This is a genomic window from Paenibacillus sp. J22R56, assembly GCF_056269375.1.
The window spans coordinates 22,310-37,896 of sequence record NZ_JBWDNV010000006.1 but is presented as its reverse complement, the minus strand read 5'-3'; the positions used below and the strand labels follow the sequence as shown (position 1 = coordinate 37,896).

The 15,587-nt window shown below is 47.1% G+C and carries 12 protein-coding genes and 1 riboswitch; of the genes, 11 read left to right on the top strand and 1 reads right to left on the bottom strand.

The window, feature by feature from the left end:
- The first annotated feature begins 110 nt into the window (after positions 1-110).
- A riboswitch (purine riboswitch) is annotated at positions 111-215 on the top strand.
- Positions 216-337: 122 nt separating this feature from the next.
- The 8 genes from AC0YNT_RS15145 (at position 338) to AC0YNT_RS15110 (ending at position 9,600) form a co-directional block, all read left to right on the top strand.
- Positions 338-1,291: an EamA family transporter gene (locus AC0YNT_RS15145; RefSeq protein WP_475805360.1), complete on the top strand. Its 954-nt coding sequence runs from the start codon at positions 338-340 to the stop codon at positions 1,289-1,291.
- 180 nt (positions 1,292-1,471) lie between these two features.
- Entirely contained in the window at positions 1,472-2,824 is a 1,353-nt protein-coding gene (bioA, locus tag AC0YNT_RS15140) for an adenosylmethionine--8-amino-7-oxononanoate transaminase (RefSeq protein WP_475805359.1), read from the top strand.
- A gap of 4 nt (positions 2,825-2,828) precedes the next feature.
- Complete coding sequence (gene bioD, locus AC0YNT_RS15135) at positions 2,829-3,578, top strand: dethiobiotin synthase (protein WP_475805358.1); 750 nt, start codon at positions 2,829-2,831, stop codon at positions 3,576-3,578.
- Positions 3,579-3,583: 5 nt separating this feature from the next.
- The gene (gene bioB, locus AC0YNT_RS15130) at positions 3,584-4,582 is read left to right on the top strand and encodes a biotin synthase BioB (RefSeq protein WP_475805357.1); all 999 of its coding nucleotides are present in this window, start codon (positions 3,584-3,586) and stop codon (positions 4,580-4,582) included.
- A 12-nt stretch (positions 4,583-4,594) separates the two neighbouring features.
- Positions 4,595-5,767: an 8-amino-7-oxononanoate synthase gene (gene bioF / locus AC0YNT_RS15125; RefSeq protein ID WP_475805356.1), complete on the top strand. Its 1,173-nt coding sequence runs from the start codon at positions 4,595-4,597 to the stop codon at positions 5,765-5,767.
- Between the two features lie 5 nt (positions 5,768-5,772).
- A complete protein-coding gene (locus tag AC0YNT_RS15120; RefSeq protein WP_475805355.1) occupies positions 5,773-6,504 on the top strand; it encodes an alpha/beta fold hydrolase in 732 nt (243 codons plus the stop codon).
- Positions 6,479-7,324 carry a malonyl-ACP O-methyltransferase BioC gene (bioC, locus tag AC0YNT_RS15115; protein ID WP_475805354.1) on the top strand — a complete coding sequence of 282 codons (846 nt, stop codon included), beginning with the start codon at positions 6,479-6,481 and terminating at the stop codon, positions 7,322-7,324. Before AC0YNT_RS15120 ends, bioC begins: the two co-directional genes overlap by 26 nt.
- 233 nt (positions 7,325-7,557) lie before the next feature.
- Positions 7,558-9,600: a hypothetical protein gene (locus tag AC0YNT_RS15110; protein ID WP_475805353.1), complete on the top strand. Its 2,043-nt coding sequence runs from the start codon at positions 7,558-7,560 to the stop codon at positions 9,598-9,600.
- A 180-nt stretch (positions 9,601-9,780) separates the two neighbouring features.
- Here the strand turns inward: AC0YNT_RS15110 and pdxR are convergent, their stop codons facing one another.
- A complete protein-coding gene (gene pdxR / locus AC0YNT_RS15105) occupies positions 9,781-11,187 on the bottom strand; it encodes a MocR-like pyridoxine biosynthesis transcription factor PdxR (protein ID WP_475805352.1) in 1,407 nt (468 codons plus the stop codon).
- A 126-nt stretch (positions 11,188-11,313) separates the two neighbouring features.
- On the opposite strand from pdxR, the gene AC0YNT_RS15100 reads away from it, so the two are divergent.
- From AC0YNT_RS15100 to AC0YNT_RS15090, 3 genes are all read left to right on the top strand, one after another.
- Complete coding sequence (locus AC0YNT_RS15100) at positions 11,314-12,546, top strand: MFS transporter (RefSeq protein WP_475805351.1); 1,233 nt, start codon at positions 11,314-11,316, stop codon at positions 12,544-12,546.
- 22 nt (positions 12,547-12,568) lie between these two features.
- Positions 12,569-13,423, top strand: coding sequence for an NAD-dependent epimerase/dehydratase family protein (locus tag AC0YNT_RS15095; protein ID WP_475805350.1), 855 nt, complete (start codon positions 12,569-12,571; stop codon positions 13,421-13,423).
- 151 nt (positions 13,424-13,574) lie between these two features.
- A complete protein-coding gene (locus AC0YNT_RS15090; RefSeq protein WP_475805349.1) occupies positions 13,575-15,509 on the top strand; it encodes a PAS domain S-box protein in 1,935 nt (644 codons plus the stop codon).
- Positions 15,510-15,587 lie beyond the last annotated feature (78 nt).

Genomic DNA, 15,587 nt, shown 5'->3' with positions numbered 1-15,587 from the left:
TGGGATCTAGCCCAGGTATGAAGATATGGAAGACAGATTTGCCGGTCTAAAAGTTGACAGGATCTTACCTGGCATGTAATATATGTAGCGTTGTCACATGAACATCAGTTGCGAAAATTCTATATTCTTATCGTATAACCTCGCAGGACATACACAGGGCGAGGGTTTCTACAGGGAGCCTTTACTTCCTAACTACGACGCTATGAATGAGCTTAATGCTCGTTTAAGGCGACGGAGTTAGGATTTTTTGCGTCCGTGGGCTGTCATGAGACCTAGAACGTGGACGACATGCTAAATATGTCGACGTATTTCTTGCAAGCAGGGGGTTATTATAGGAATGAAATATTATGTTGCCGTGCTCATGGGAGCTATGAGCTATGGTGTATTATCTACAATTGTGGTATTGGCTTACGGAGAGGGCTATCAACTTGGCGAGGTTGTCGGAAGTCAACTTATGACGGGATTTATTCTATCTTGGTTACTTGCATTATTCACCAAATTCAAACAAAAGCGCAAGGCACTCAAAACAGACCATAGTCAAGGTTCAACTGCTTCTGCTCAGGTATTTCAAAAGCTTACGTGGAAGCAATGTCTGCTACTGATGGCTGCGGGCACACCAACGGTCATCACAGGACTCGTATATTATCAATCGCTGCGTTATATTCCCGCATCACTCTCAATTATTCTGTTATTCCAATTTACATGGATTAGTGTACTGATTCCGGCGGTAATGAAACGCCAGCGGCCCAATAAATTAATGCTGCTTACGTTGCTGATCCTGTTCGGCGGCACACTAATTGCAGCAGGCTTCCTGGAGCAAGGGCATGGCGAGATTAATGTACGTGGTATCGCATTAGGTCTGATGTCCGCAGTTAGTTACTCATTGTTCGTCCTGTTTAATGGTAAGGCCGTACCAACAGCGCATCCTGCATACCGGAGCGCCTGGATGGTAACTGGCGGCTTAATTCTGCTATGCATTTTGTTCCCGCCAATGTTCCTTATTAATGGGTTGATCTGGAGCCAACTGCTTGTGTTCGGCCTACTGCTAGGCGTCTTTGGAGCATTCATTCCATCCGTACTATTTGCAACTGGCGTACCTCACATCGGCGGGGATATGGCAGGCATCATCGGGGCGGCGGAACTACCGGTAGCGGTACTTATGTCCTCCATTGTACTCCACGAACATGTAAGCGGAATGCAGTGGATAGGTGTGATTATCGTGCTTATCGGCGTGGCGCTTCCCGAACTATACAAATACCAAATATCGCGGTCAAAATCGATCTATTCTTAATCATGCATAGAAGTCAAAAGAGATAATGAAGGGGCTAGCCTGCCTATTCATTATCTTTTTTTATGTTCAAAAATGTCCCTTGTACTATCTTTACATCGAAGTATCGATCTGCTAGTATAGCTAATTGTTAACCAAGAAACATAAAACTAGGTTAACAATTAAAAGTGGATGGTGAACATTATGCAAACAGATTACGAACGGCTTACTAACCTGAATAAGGATTATCTATGGAATCCCTTTACTCAAATGAAAGACTACGTAACCTCTGATCCACTTATCATTGAACATGGTGAGGGAATTAAACTCTATGACGTGCAAGGACGGGCTTATTATGACGGCTTCTCATCGGTCTGGCTTAATGTACATGGCCATAATGTACCGGAGTTAAATCAGGCAATTACGGATCAGTTAAGCCGAGTTGCTCATTCAACCTTACTCGGAATGGCTAATAGACCAGCGATTGAACTAGCAGAGAAGCTGGCAGGGATTACACCGCGAGGATTAAATAAAGTATTTTACTCTGATTCAGGAGCAACCGGCGTAGAGATCGCGATCAAAATGGCGTTTCAATACTGGCAAAATAAAGGCGTTAAAAGTAAAAAGTCTTTCATCACAATGAATCAAGCGTATCACGGGGATACAATCGGGGCTGTGAGTGTTGGTGCGATTCCACTCTATCATGACATTTTCCGTCCGATGTTATTCCCTTCGCACGTCATACCCTATCCTTACGCTTATCGTCATGAAGGTGGCGAGATGTCGGCATTGGATGCAACGTTAACCGCTCTTCGTGATCTTCTTGAGACACGCTCAGATGAGATTGCAGCACTTATCGTCGAGCCGATTGTCCAAGGTGCCAGTGGCATCGTTACGATGCCGCCAAACTGTTTGCGTGAGATGGCGGCCATATGTCGAAAGTATGATGTTCTCTTGATAGCCGACGAGGTAGCAACCGGTTTTGGCCGGACAGGCGCTATGTTTGCCTGTGAACTCGAAGATGTAAGTCCGGACTTGATGGTAATTGGAAAAGGACTTACTGGAGGCTATTTACCTGTAGCAGCGACGCTTGCAAATGACGAAATATATCATGCATTTTACGCCGATTACGAAGAACAAAAGACCTTTTTCCATGGACATTCTTTTACGGGTAACCCGCTTGGCTGCGCGGTTGCTTTAGCTAGCTTAAAGCTCATGGAAGAGCGCAACATGATAGAAGGGGTAGAGGCAAAAGCAGCATTTGTCGAGAAAAAACTCTCAAACCTAAAGGACCGACCGCATGTTGGCGATATCCGGCAAAAGGGACTAATGGTCGGAATTGAACTCGTCCGAAATAAGGATTCACGTGAGCCCTACGAGTGGATAGAACGGGTAGGCGTTCGTGCAACACAAAGAGCTAGGGAACTCGGGATGTTAACAAGGCCGCTTGGCAATGTGATGGTTTTCATTCCTCCGCTTGCTAGTACAGAAACGGAGCTAGATGCTATGACGGATATTTTGGCGAAATCCATAATTGACATCACCGAAGGCGGTTAAGGGGATGAACAAAGCGATTACAAATACAACTATACCTGGTTTATTTGTAACGGGTACGGATACGGGGATCGGAAAAACAATTGTGGCTGCCGCCATTGCCGCTGTTCTTCGCGCAGAAGGGATGAACATTGGTGTCTGGAAGCCCGTACAATCAGGCGAAAAGATCGGTAACGGCATGACCGATGCGGAAAGACTACTGCATCTTTCGGGAATCCAGGACCTACCCGAAGTTGTTGCTCCTTTTACATTCGAAGCCCCGTTAACTCCGATGCTCGCTGCCAAACAGTCTGGGGTAACGCTAACGTTAAAGGAGCTTATCGCTGCAGGAGCACCGCTCGTTGATCGTTACCAAGCTCTGATTGTCGAAGGTGCCGGTGGGGTCGCTGTACCGCTGACCGAAGACGCCTTCGTGGCAGATTTCATTTCGGAACTCCGGATGCCTACGGTGATTGTAGCTCGATCTGGACTAGGTACGATTAACCATACGCTTTTAACCGTTTCCTATCTTAAGCAACTCGGTGTACATATCATTGGTGTCATTATGAACGACATCGAACAAATTGAGACGATTGATGATCCGAGTAAAACTAATAACTCAGAACTGATTGAACGATACAGCGGACTTAAAGTCCTGGGTAGATTACCCCGTTTGGATAACGCAGGTGATTCGGAAACGTTGATCCCAATTTTTCGAGAAAAAATAGAGCTCGCACCTATTAGAGACGCAATAGCTGCTCAAATCATGGGAGGATGATGGAGATGGAAAGCACTATGACAAATACGAAGTGGCAATTTCTTGCCGAGAAATCACTGAGCGGCGAACGCCTAACTTTAGAGGAAGGGCTCTCGGTACTTGAAGCCGACAATGATGAAGTGCTTCTAATCATGAATGCCGCATTTAAGGTGAGAAAACATTTCTACGGCAAAAAAGTGAAGCTGAACATGATCATTAACGCTAAGAGCGGCCTTTGCCCTGAGGACTGTGGCTATTGTTCGCAATCTATCGTTTCAACTGCGCCAGTAAGCAAATATACTTTGCTGGATAAAGAAACGCTGCTCGCTGGTGCTCGAGAAGCGATGGCTCGCAAGGCCGGAACTTATTGCATCGTAGCAGCCGGGAAAGGACCTACGGATAATGAGCTAAATCAAGTAGTTAACGCCGTTAAAGAAATTCGGGAGACGATGCCGCTGAAGATTTGTGCATGCCTAGGCATTCTCAAGGAAGATCAAGCTAAGCGACTTGCCGAGGCAGGCGTTCATCGTTATAACCACAACTTAAATACTAGTAGAGCCAATTATCCTTCCATCACGACGACCCACACCTATGATCAACGCGTTGAAACCGTAGAGAAGGTAAAGTCGCACGGCATGTCTCCTTGCTCTGGCGTTATTATCGGCATGGGCGAGACCCATCAAGAAATCGTGGAAATGGCCTTTGCACTCCACGAACTCGATGCAGATTCAATCCCAATCAATTTCCTGAATGCGATACCGGGAACACCTTTAGAGCATGCAGGTCGAACTCCATCAATGAAAGCATTAAAGGTACTAGCCTTATTCCGATTTGTTTGTCCATCTAAAGAAATTCGTGTGGCCGGCGGTCGCGAAGTTAACCTCCGTACGCTGCAGCCCTTGTCCTTATACGCCGCAAACTCATTATTCGTAGGAGATTATTTAACGACTGCTGGCCAAGATGTATCGGCCGATCATCAAATTATCGAAGATTTGGGATTCGAAATCGAGTTGAACGCTTTGTAAGGCGGTGACAACATGGAATGGATGGAAAAAGAACTTGAATTATTGTCAGGAGCCTCTTTGGAACGCTCTTTGCGTGAAAGTGGAGTCGCCCAAGAAACTCCCGGTTACGTCTTACTCAACGAACGAGCGCTGCTCAACCTTTCTTCCAATAACTATCTCGGACTCGCCGACCATCCTGCCATCATCGAAGCGATGAGGGGCGCCCTCTTATCTGAAGGAGCTGGAGCCGGCGCTTCCCGTCTAGTAACAGGCAATCGTTTCCCTTACGCTCAATTAGAGCAGGCGCTGGCCGAATGGCAAAGATGCGAAGCTGCACTCGTAATCGCAAACGGTTATATGGCTAATTCAGGTGTAATTGGAGCGCTTGTTGGGAGAGGGGATGTTGTTTTTAGTGATCGTTTGAACCATGCAAGTATCGTAGACGGAGTCGTACTCAGTCGTGCGGAGCATGCCAGGTACCGTCATAACGACATGGAGCATTTGCGGACATTATTGAAAAAGTACCGCAATCGTCGGCGAAAATTAATTGTAACGGATGCCGTATTTTCCATGGATGGCGACCAAGCTTGCTTACGCGAACTCGTTGCCTTAAAACAAGAGTTTGGAGCGATGCTTATGATAGACGAAGCGCATAGCGGGGGGATTTACGGAAGGCGAGGCGAGGGATTATGTCATGAACTCGGACTGCATGATCAAGTCGATATTCATATGGGGACGTTTAGTAAAGCATTTGGCGTTTATGGAGCGTATATTTGCGGCAGCCGTACATTGATTCGGTGGCTAGTTAATGAAGCAAGACCGCTCATTTATTCGACGGCTTTGCCGCCATCTCTCGTCGTGGGTATTTCAAAGGCATTAGAGCTCATCATTTCGGATCATTGGCGCCGGGAGAAATTGCTCGCAGTAAGCCAATTATTTCGTTCTACACTTAAACATTCTGGTTTTATAATCGGTGACGGTGACTCTCCAATTGTACCGTTAATCGTGGGTAATAATGGAGCAGCTTTGCGGTTTAGCCAAGCCCTTGAAGAAAAAGGGATCGCAGCGGTTGCGATTCGTCCGCCAACCGTTCCTGACGGAACAGCTCGCATTCGATTTTCGTTATCAGCCGTACATTCGGAAAAAGAACTACTGGATGCAGCCGATTGCATCCGTACCATCGGATATCAAATGGGGGTGCTGTGACTGTGATGACTGTATCTGAAAAGAACGGCACTATCCTATGGTTGACCGGTTGGAGTATATCGGATTCCGTATTCGACAGGTTACGCGAATCGTTGCCAGACTATCATCATGTAACCGTTGACTATAGTCAAGCTGATACGCAAGAGCAAATGATACATGTTACTCAGATAGCAGCAAAAAACATACAACCTCCTTTGTTAATCGGGGGCTGGTCCCTCGGTGGGTTGTTGGCACTAAGAGTCGCAGACTTAGCAGACGGCCTTGTGCTATTTGCGGCAAATGCTCAATTTACTCGTCCCAAAGAGGAGTCCGACCGCGGCTGGGCAGATGCCTATGTGAGGCAGATGATTGCTGGTCTTTCGAAAGATCGAGAAGCGGTAGAAACAAAATTTCGACGAATGATGTTTACAGAAGCGGAGCTTGAGATGAGGATAGATCAGAATCTTCCTCCTCACGGTGTTTGGTCGGTCCAAGCATTAATAGCTGGGCTTCAAATTTTACGTGAAGAGGAAGTCTTGTTTCAATTAAAAAATATCCGTTGTCCGGTTTTTCTAGTGCATGGCACCGAAGATACAATTTGTCCATTTGGCGCTGCAATGGAGCTTGTTTCATTAGTACCTCAAGCCAATTTACATACAATCCCTTTTGGTGGTCATGCGCCGTTTCTGGGAAGGGAAGTGGAGATCGCAAAACGATTCAGGAGTTGGTGGCATGAACAATCGAACAACAGCAATTAGGCGACAATTTAATCGTAGTGCTGAGGGCTTGTATGATAATCACGCTGATGTACAGCGTACGATGGCAGAGCAACTTGCTAATTCACTCATGAGGTGGTTTAGCACAAGAGACTCTGACCCGTTAAAAATACTGGAAATTGGCTGTGGTACGGGTACTTTGACCGAACTTTTGTTACAACAATTGCCTCAGGCTTCGATTACGGCGCTAGATCTTACACCCACAATGATCAAAGTTGCCGAACAACGCATTCAATCAAATCAATCAGCAGATTTACGTTTTATCCAAGCCGATGTGGAGATATGGGCTGCCGAAGCCCCATCTGATTCCTTCGACCTCATTGTTTCTAGTGCCTGTTTTCAATGGCTAAGTCATCCGAGGCAAACGATAAGTGATCTTAGGAGAATCCTTCGACCGGGAGGCTTGCTGGTGTTCACGACATTCGGACCGGAAACGTTTCGCGAGCTCCATCAATCTTTTGATGCAGTATATTATGCAAACAAGATGGAGCCGCAGCGGCACGGATTATCGGTTCTATCACCAGAACAATGGAAAGTTGTTCTTATAGAAGCTGGATTTTCAGTTATTCATAGCAAACAGGAAATTCAAAAGGAGACGTATGCTTCCCCAAGAGATTTCCTTCAATCCGTAAAGGCGATAGGCGCAAGTTCTTCTGAAGCAACTAAGATAGAGGGACTAGGCCCTCGGCGCCTGTTCACCGAAATGTATAAGGTATACGAGGAGAAGTACAGTATTCAGGGAGGCGTCATTGCCACATACGAGTTACTTTTAATTGAAGCAGGAGGGAGCGAGTCATCATAATGTCGGATCTTGTCACTCGCTTGTGCATCCGAAAGTCCCGTTACCGTGACGATCTAGGCCCTGTAAAATGGTCCCTCCATATAGGGGCATCTCCCTATATACGCTCCCCGTTCGGACAGGCATAATAGTCTTGCATAGTCAAAAGGGAATGTTTACCTGTTTTTTCAGGACTTTGTTTGTGACGCTTTTCATGCAAGACAATATTCCGAACGACATGGAGGAGAAGTCAAAGAATGGAGAATTCGAACACTAGGATCAATCATAGACGACAACTCGCTAATGCGGTGTTGGCCGTCATGCTGCTTCTCGGCCTCTTCAGTATTCAAGTCCAGCCGGCACACGCCGCTTCGGTACCGCGACTGGTGGTAGCAACTCCGACGGCGAATTCCTTCGTGCCTGATCGCATCTTTGTCCGAGTTACAGTAAATTCCCAGGTGCCCATCGCTGAAACAAAGGCCACGGCTGGCAGCATGCCTGCGGTCAGCTTAACGAAACAGGCCGCCACTTGCGTATCTTCCTGTGAATACACTGGCTGGGTCGACGTTTCCTCACTCCCTTGGGGGGATTTTACCTTGACGCTTGACGCGATTGACGTCGATGGCATCTCTAGCGCTCCTCTTGCCATCGCGCTCAAGCACAACAAGACGCCGGTGATTCATCCTGATGCACCGCTTCCATTTGAAGTCGCTGACCCGAATCTGGCGGTCAACGTTTCTTGCACTGACGATAATCCTGGTTCAGACTGCAGCAGCCTGAAGCTTAGCATTAACGGAAAGCTGCTGGCATCCGGCACGAACGCAATCGTGGAGACGCTTTCCGCGGAGCAGTGGCTAGGCCAGGCAGCTACTGTTCAGCTTAGCGCCTCCGATGCAAGTGGATTGACCAGCACGCAGTCGTATCCGATCTATGTCGAGGATGTCTCGAACCTGACAACCATCTCGAAGGAAGCAGGCCTTGTGCTTGACACAGACGATTCGCGCACGCTGCTATGGAATGCCTATGATCATCGTCTGCGCATTCACCACCGGAATACGAACGAAGTGGAGACGCTGCCGCTGCTCGTACCGGAACAGACTCAGCTTAACGTTCGACTCATTCCCGGTGGCGCAATGGGCAGCGCATTCGATGCAACCGGCTTCGACTTTCCCGACGGCTACTATCGGAAAGGTCTTGACCCGCTAGGGAAATATTCGTCTTTCGTATGGCGGAACGGTCAGTTGCAATCCCTTGCCGCGGACGATATTCGAGTGAATGGAGATTGGGCTGCCTACCATGCTCCCGGTGGAGGACTTCGTGAACTGACGCTTGAGAACACCGCTTCCGGCGTAGCGGTCTCAGTCGGCTTCACCGACCGGTTCGATTATGCGCTGGACGATCAAGGCACGCTCGTGTTCGGACGAGATGGCAAGCTATTCCGATTTGCGGACGGCGCCACTGCGCAAATTACGCCTAATGACGGGTTCGCCTACCGCTCACCGGTTATGGACGGCAGCGTACTGCTCTACGCACGGAATGACACTTCGACGAACAGCTCCACTCTCGTCATCGATCGGGACGGTGCTGCGCTGGCTCTTGCCGGAGCATCTGCCGTGCAGGGGGATTATCTGACGGCAGGCGGTTGGATTGCCTATACTCTGTATACGGAGGCCGGGCAAAAGCAGCTGTGGCTGCGTTCGCCTTCCGGAGAGGATGAGCGGTTGACGCCGACCAGCACCGCCGACAGCCATTTTGTTGCACTTTCGGATGCAGGCGAAGCCGCCTACACCTACGACAGCGGTATCTGGCTGAGCCGTCTTCAAGAGGATGGCAGGCTGCCATCCGATCGGATCGTTACGGATAAAGCGAAGGTGTATTGGAAGGACGGGTGGCAAGTTTACCTTGGTACCACATGGTACGAGGTGCCAGGTACGGACCCTGGTACGGATCCAGGAACAGACCCAGGCACGGATCCTGGAACAGATCCGGGAACAGATCCTGGTACAGATCCTGGTACAGATCCAGGAACGGATCCTGTACCAACGGCCGACCTCGACGGCAATGGCCAGGTCAATCGGCAGGATGCTATTGAATTCCTGCGCACCTTCGGGACGAAACGAGGGCAGTTCCATTATGATCCCAAAGCCGATTTCGATGCGGACGGCGTTATATGGAAGCCGGATCTGATCGCATTCGTGAAAGCAGGACATTTTGGACCCGGATTGAAAATAGCCTTAAAAAAAGGCGCCGCCGACATCGCGAGAGGAATCGACCTGACTTCGATTTTCCCCCGTAAGTAGTCCGTTTACCGGCAGCCAACGAAGAGCTATCCTCGAAGCGCCTGCTTCATGGATAGCTCTTTGTTTTCTTCAAGCCAATATAAATACGAAGGATAACACGGCAGCAAAATACTTCTACCAGAATGTGCTCGATGATGTTGATGCTATATTTAGAAGGCATGAAGAGAGCTGGATTTCTTATTAACTCCTCAGAATCTCGGCAATGGTTTTGATTCCCTGGGAGATCTGAGACTCCGTTACATTCCCAAACCCCATAATTAATCGATCTTCAAACTTTCCTTTAACAATAGAGTACTTTTCAGCAGGGTATATCTTAATATTCCGCTCCTCAAGCTGCGATGTCAGAAGAGGGTCAAACCGATGTCTGGATAATTCGGCAATCAAGTGTAACCCTGCAGCATCACCTGATATTTTGACTTGGTTGCCGAACGTTTCGGATAAGCTGGTAATGAGACGATTTCGTCTTTTGCCGTAAATACGCTTCATTTGGGAGATGTGGCGTTCCAAGTGATGACTGGCAATAAATCTAGCAAGGATGACTTGGGAAAATGTTGGGCAATGCATGTCTGTTACCCGCTTTAACTGAAGAAGAGAAGAAACTAAATCATGCGGTACCACCATATAGCCCAGTCTAAGCGCGGGGAACATATTTTTACTGAAAGTCCCTACATAAATAACTCTCTCCGAGTCCAGCTCCCTTAGAGCATGAAGCGGCATTCCGGCGTAGCGGAATTCACTGTCGTAATCGTCCTCGAAGATGTAACAGCCGGTTTGGCGGGCATAATCTAAAAGTTGCAAACGGCGTCCAATGGACAAAATACTGCCGAAGGGAAATTGATGGGATGGAGTAACAAAGATGCACTTCGGATGCAAATGAGTTGGCAGATTATCAACACTCAGGCCATGATCATCTACGGAAACAGGGATTATGTTGGCGCCAGTTGATGCAAAAATATCGTGGATGAAGGTAGCGGTCGGGTCTTCTGTCACTATGGCATCATTAGGTTGTAATAAAAGCTTGCACAACAAAGCAATAGCTTGGGTAGCGCCGGCCGTCACGATTACCTGCGATGGGGCACATTGAATCCCTTTGGTGTGCTGTAAAAGCCGGCATATGCTTGTGCGAAGTTCCATATTGCCTGCGGGATCATCATAACCAAAATCCCATGAATGAGCACTTTCGTATACGCCAAGGGCGGTTTCCTTCCACTTTTTACGCGGAATGTGATCCAGAGCAGGGAAGCTCGGACGGAAGTCAATGCCATCGAAGCGATTTGGATATTCCGCAGACTTGGATGATTCAAAAACTTCGCTTACGTGAGACTGGCTCGTAAACGAATTGCGTCTCCCCAAATCTACCACGTAAGTACCTGAGCCTTGGCGGCCTACCAAATAACCTTCGGCTATTAGCTGCTCATAGACTTCTACAATCAGTGCGCGAGACACTCCGAACTCACTTGCAAGATCTCGGGTGGAGGGGAGCCTGCTTCCCGATGTATAGAAGCCCTGAAACATCCGATCACGCAGCAAAGTATAAATATGTTTGGTTTTAGTAGCAAAAACATTTGGTTTGGGGTTGAGCGGCATTGATAGTGCCCCCTTATAAAAATTGGTATGTTAAATTTGAACTCAAAGTGGTACTTATTGATACCAATCTATCATGATAACATAGGAGTTACAAATTCAAGATTCAGTAGCAGGGAGGTGAAGCCGATGAATCAAGAGATTACCTCAAAGAGAAAAGCCAAACATAAGGCGGCTGGGGGTCTCATGGTCACAGCCCTTTTCTTGGCCTCTCTGAATTTACGCCCGGCGATAAGCTCTATTTCTCCCGTACTTGAAATCATTCGTAGCGATTTGGGTATGAATGCTTCAGTAGCCAGCTTGTTAACTTCTATCCCCGTCCTATGCATGGGCTTCTTCTCGCCAATATCCGTCCGGATCGGCAGGAGCTTGGGAATCGAGAGGGTCATTAGCTGGTCCTTGGTTCTACTAAGTGTAAGTACACTTTTGCGTATCGTTACTCATTCCGCTTTCTTTTTACTTCTAACCGCTCTGCTGGCCGGCATAGGCATTGCTGCAATGGGGCCTTTGCTTTCCGGATTTATCAAAAGGCATTTCGCAAGTAACATTCCAATGATGATCGCTGTGTACTCTATGGCTTTGTCACTCGGAGCCGCTCTAGGTTCCAGTTTATCCGCTCCCTTGCAATTCAGGGTACATTCTTGGCAAACGACACTTGCTTTTTGGGCTGTACTTGCTATAGCAGCTGTTCCAATTTGGTTTAGAGTCGTCAGACGGGGGATAGACACTCTAATGGATTCAGCAACCATCTCGCAGAGCTCGAAGCTGCCTTGGGGGAATAAGAAGGTCTGGTTATTAACCGTTCATTTTGGTCTTATGGCTATGGTTTTTTATTCTTTATTGGCATGGCTGCCGCCTATAATGGAAAGCTTGGGCTATTCACGCCTCTATGCGGGGAATTTACTTACAATCTTTGCAATAGTACAAATACCAAGTGGATTAGTGCTCCAATTCCTGCTGAAGTGGTTTCCATCCCGCCTACTATGGCTGCTTGCTGCATCTTTCCTGCAGCTAATTGGACTTATTCTCATCTTTGGTTCCATTCTTCCTTGGTTAGCTGCTGTCTTATGCGGATTTGGCTCAGGGATGTTGTTTGCTCTCGGAACGTTGTTGCCTATTGATGCTGCTTCATCTCCGCAGGAAGCGGCTTCCTTGGCGGCAATGACGCAATCGGGAGGATACATTATTGGCGCGGTTGGTCCAATTCTCATTGGTTGGATCAATGATTTGACCTATCAATTCAGATTGACCATATTGGGATTGATCATCATTACACTCATGTTAATGACGGTTCAAGTGCTCATAATCCCGCGTAAAGTGAAAAGTCATTCGAAACTACCATGTGAAATTGACACAAGATGAGAACAATATTGGAGGTCATTATATGAAAATATTCGTTGCTGGATCTACAGGTGTAATTGGCCGTTTGCTACTTCCCAAATTGGTGCGGGCTGGCCATGAAGTCATTGGAATGACCCATTGCGTGGAACGTAAGGCATTCATTCAAGCTTTAGGGGCAAAGCCTATCGTTGTCGATGCGTTTGATCGGGACGATATCCTAGGAGTAATCAGGGAATTACGACCGGATGTAATCATTCATCAGCTTACTTCTCTGAGCAATTGGAATCTCGAGGACAATGCCAGGATCAGAATAGAAGGGACTCGGAATCTTGTAGATGCCGCCAAGGCTGCAGGTGTTAGGCGATTCATCGCACAAAGTATTTCTTGGGCTTATGAACCAGGTGATCATCCTGCTTCGGAAGAGGTTCCCTTGGACTTACAGGCACCATTGCCGCGGAAATCGACTATAAATGGTATTATTGCACTGGAAAGGGCAGTAGCGGAGGTGCCGAATCACGTTATTTTGCGTTATGGGATGCTCTACGGACCTGAAACCTGGTACGATAAAAGAGGGGTCATGGCGGAAAAAGTGTTGCAAAGGCAGCTGCATGCAAACGACGGAATCACTTCCTTCCTTCATGTGGAGGATGCTGCAAATGCAGCTATGCTGGCATTGGATTGGCCTACGGGCTGGGTTAATATAGTAGATAACGAGCCTGCTGCTGGAACACAGTGGCTGCCTGTTTATGCTGATGCGCTGCAAGCCCCTGAGCCGGAATATCAACCTGGCAGCAATAGGGGGGAGCGCGGCGCATCGAATACCAAAGCACAAAACGAATACGGATGGGTACCGTTGTATCCGACATGGAGATCAGGATTCGGGCAAAGCTTAAGATGAGGTTTTACCTCTTAATTGATCCGAAGTCCCTTAAATAACATTAAAAGAAAGGAGCCGCTCATTGACGGCTCCTTTCTTGATTTTTATACAGAAATAAGTATTTATAGTATAATTACGGATACATCTGAATTCGCAATGAGGGGGCAAGGAAGTGGAAGAGCTAACGTTCAATCAACAGAATCTATTTGCACATGTATTCAATTATACTCCTGTCGGGATTGTGCTGATCTCGTTAGATGGCCAATGGATTGATGTGAATCCAGCCGCTTGCCAGCTGCTCGGATACGAGAGAAACGAATTAATGAAATGCGATCCTAAAAAATTGATTTTTTCATCTGTAGAAAGCAATCATGACATCTACTTTAAACAATTACTGCAAGGCGAAATACCGACATTCAGCTTTGAAAAAAGACATGTTCATCAAAACGACACTGTCGTGTGGACATCCGTACATGTCTCCTTTGTCAGAGAAGGGGCAGAGGGCGAGTCTTGGTATTTTATCGCTCAAATCGTCGATATTACTTCTAATAAAATGATCGAGCAAAAGCTGCAAGAAACGGTGGAGAGATACACTTCACTTAAGAAATATAATCATGACACCATTATTTCCTTTGACCTGCAGGGCAAGATTATGAACGGAAACGTAATGGCAGAGCATCTTATTGGACAAAAGATATCGGACCTGATTGGCACAAGTATCGCGGCCATTATCGGTGAGGATACGCTTGTGCGTATATTAGCCGACAACGAGCCTTACACCGATATTGAAGGATCTATCAATCATGTTCCCCATGTCAATGGGCATCTTGTAGAAGTTCTGGTCACGATCGCGCCGATTATCGTTAACAATCGCAGTATCGGATTTTATCTGCTAATCAAGGATATTACTGAACAAAAGAAGCTGCTGATTGAAAAAGAGGCTGCAGAACGGACAAATGAAGTCAAAAGCGAGTTTATGGCGATCATGAGCCATGAAATTCGCACTCCAATGAACGGCGTAATCGGCATGACCGATTTGCTGCTGGATACGCCATTGGAAGAGGAGCAGCAGGAATATGTCTCCATCATCCGGAAGAGTGGGGATACTTTACTGGCCATTATCAACGATATTCTCGACTTTTCTAAGGTGGAATCAGGTAATACCGAACTGTCGGAGGAGCCATTCAAGCTGAGCGAAGCGATTGCGGAGACTTTCGACACACTAATGCCTAAAGCACTGGAGAAAAAGCTGACGCTTAACGTATCCATTCATCCAGACATTCCGCATAAAGTAATCGGCGACCCGCTCAAAATCCGTCAAATCCTAATGAACCTGATCGGCAACGCCATTAAATTTACGCCAGAAGGCTCCATAACTGTCAGTATCGATAAAGCCGAAATCGCAGGAGATAAGATCCAGTTCTACTTCTCAGTGGAGGATACGGGAATAGGAGTGCCGGCGGATAAAAGAGCCTTTCTCTTTGAGCCATTTTATCAAGCCGATCATTTCATGGTGCGACAGGCAGGAGGTACCGGACTTGGACTTGCTATTACGCGAAAGCTGATTGAGCTGATGGATGGTGAGATCTATTGCGAACCAAATCCAGGAGGAGGCACAATCTTTAAATTCAACATTGCTTTGAAGGTCGAATCTCTCCCGGATGTAATGCATCTGGAAGCGGATCACGGGCAGCTGCCCAATCCTAATGATAAGTTGAACATATTAATCGCTGAAGACAATCATATTAATCAGCTTGTCTTAATTCGTATGGTGGAAAAGCTTGGTTTTCGTCCGGATGCCGTATCCAACGGATCTGAAGTCCTGGAAGCCGTTCAGAAGAAGAAATACGATATTCTATTTATGGATATTCAAATGCCTGTGATGAATGGTTTGGAAGCAACTAAACATCTGCGGCAAATGATGCGTTCGGACGAGTTGCCACATATTGTTGCTGTTACGGCAAACGCACTGGTCGGCGACCGGGAGCGATTCATAAGCGCGGGCATGCACGAATATATCAGCAAGCCGTTGCATAACGCAGCAGTATCATCGGTCATACAACGATTTATAGACATTAAAGCATTTCAGCCAAAGACTCTAAAATAGGTAATAGAATAAACATAGAAACCTCGTAAATGTGGCTCAACAGGATAGCAATTATGAACCAGCTTCTATTAAACAAGA

Excerpts from the sequence above, each read along its gene's own strand:
- bioF (WP_475805356.1), top strand. The coding sequence starts at position 4,595 with ATGGAATGGATGGAAAAAGAACTTGAATTATTGTCAGGAGCCTCTTTG.
- AC0YNT_RS15120 (WP_475805355.1), top strand. The coding sequence starts at position 5,773 with ATGACTGTATCTGAAAAGAACGGCACTATCCTATGGTTGACCGGTTGG.
- bioB (WP_475805357.1), top strand. The coding sequence starts at position 3,584 with ATGGAAAGCACTATGACAAATACGAAGTGGCAATTTCTTGCCGAGAAA.
- bioA (WP_475805359.1), top strand. The coding sequence starts at position 1,472 with ATGCAAACAGATTACGAACGGCTTACTAACCTGAATAAGGATTATCTA.
- bioD (WP_475805358.1), top strand. The coding sequence starts at position 2,829 with ATGAACAAAGCGATTACAAATACAACTATACCTGGTTTATTTGTAACG.
- AC0YNT_RS15095 (WP_475805350.1), top strand. The coding sequence starts at position 12,569 with ATGAAAATATTCGTTGCTGGATCTACAGGTGTAATTGGCCGTTTGCTA.
- AC0YNT_RS15100 (WP_475805351.1), top strand. The coding sequence starts at position 11,314 with ATGAATCAAGAGATTACCTCAAAGAGAAAAGCCAAACATAAGGCGGCT.
- pdxR (WP_475805352.1), bottom strand. The coding sequence starts at position 11,187 with ATGCCGCTCAACCCCAAACCAAATGTTTTTGCTACTAAAACCAAACAT.
- AC0YNT_RS15145 (WP_475805360.1), top strand. The coding sequence starts at position 338 with ATGAAATATTATGTTGCCGTGCTCATGGGAGCTATGAGCTATGGTGTA.
- AC0YNT_RS15110 (WP_475805353.1), top strand. The coding sequence starts at position 7,558 with ATGGAGAATTCGAACACTAGGATCAATCATAGACGACAACTCGCTAAT.
- bioC (WP_475805354.1), top strand. The coding sequence starts at position 6,479 with ATGAACAATCGAACAACAGCAATTAGGCGACAATTTAATCGTAGTGCT.